Origin of the sequence: Sporosarcina sp. SAFN-015 (assembly GCF_051966875.1) — a bacterium.
Taxonomy (GTDB): Bacteria; Bacillota; Bacilli; order Bacillales_A; family Planococcaceae; genus Sporosarcina.
This window is the reverse complement of sequence record NZ_JBQCKP010000028.1, coordinates 1-937: the sequence shown is the minus strand read 5'-3', so window position 1 is coordinate 937 and position 937 is coordinate 1. Positions and strand designations below refer to the sequence as shown.

Here is a 937-nt window from a genome sequence, read left to right as displayed (position 1 = left end):
CTGCATATGCACGTATGATTTTCGGTGAAGACCATCTACCTTCATCTCCATCCTTCGCATTACTAAAGGACGGTAAACTCGTTGCAGAAATCGGGCGCTATGAAATTGAAGGCCATGATCCGATGTCCGTTGTTACAAACTTGCAAAGCCAATTTGAAGAGTTCTGTGAAGAAATATAAAAAACAGTCCCCCGGGACTGTTTTTTTGTTCTTATAATAGTACGCTCAAACCAAGAAGAACAGTTGAAACGACCATAGCCGCAATCATTAAATAGACAACAACTTTCTGCACTTTTTTATTGCTCATCTGGCAAATCTCCTCACGTTATAGATACTTCCATTTTAACAGATTCCATAAAATTCTCAAGATGTAGCGGATTTAATTAGAAAACGTTACAATGGATTGAAGGGGGGCGTTCAAATGAATAAAGTGGATCATATCGGGATTGCCGTTAAAGATTTGGACAATGCACTGCCATATTACATAGAAACATTAGGGTTGAAACTGCTTGGAATTGAAGAGGTTGAAAGTCAAAAAGTGAAAGTCGCATTCATCGATGCAGGAAATTGTAAAATCGAACTGCTAGAGCCGATCGGTGAAGAAGGAGCAGTTGCGAAATTCATCGAAAAGCGCGGAGAAGGAATCCATCATATCGCTTTCGGTGTAACAGATATTCGTACGCGAATGGATGAGTTGAAGGAGAAGGGCGTTCAATTGCTGCAAGAGGAGCCCAAGTTAGGAGCGGGCGGAGCGGAAGTGGCATTCATGCACCCGAAATCGTCTTTTGGTGTATTGTACGAACTATGTGACAAAGGGGAAAAGTAGAATGGACATTTATGATAAAATTAATGAATTGTATGATAGAAAACGTGAAATTGAACTTGGCGGAGGCGACGAACGGATTGCGAAACAGCATGAAAAAGGTAAACTGACAGCC

Annotated in this window: 3 protein-coding genes; 2 read left to right on the top strand and 1 reads right to left on the bottom strand. The window is 41.1% G+C overall.

The window, feature by feature from the left end; translation table 11 throughout:
- A partial coding sequence (locus ACTHPA_RS18490; RefSeq protein ID WP_440502417.1) for a BrxA/BrxB family bacilliredoxin occupies positions 1–179 on the top strand: 179 nt, incomplete at its 5' end.
- Positions 180–210: 31 nt separating this feature from the next.
- Here ACTHPA_RS18490 and prli42 read toward each other — a convergent pair.
- A complete protein-coding gene (prli42, locus tag ACTHPA_RS18485) occupies positions 211–306 on the bottom strand; it encodes a stressosome-associated protein Prli42 (protein WP_440502416.1) in 96 nt (31 codons plus the stop codon).
- A gap of 114 nt (positions 307–420) precedes the next feature.
- Between prli42 and mce the strand changes: the two genes are divergently transcribed.
- Positions 421–825, top strand: coding sequence for a methylmalonyl-CoA epimerase (mce, locus tag ACTHPA_RS18480; protein ID WP_440502415.1), 405 nt, complete (start codon positions 421–423; stop codon positions 823–825).
- Positions 826–937: the final 112 nt, after the last annotated feature.

Bases quoted from the DNA above. Each gene is read 5' to 3' on its own strand.
- prli42 (WP_440502416.1), bottom strand. From the start codon at position 306: ATGAGCAATAAAAAAGTGCAGAAAGTTGTTGTCTATTTAATGATTGCG.
- mce (WP_440502415.1), top strand. From the start codon at position 421: ATGAATAAAGTGGATCATATCGGGATTGCCGTTAAAGATTTGGACAAT.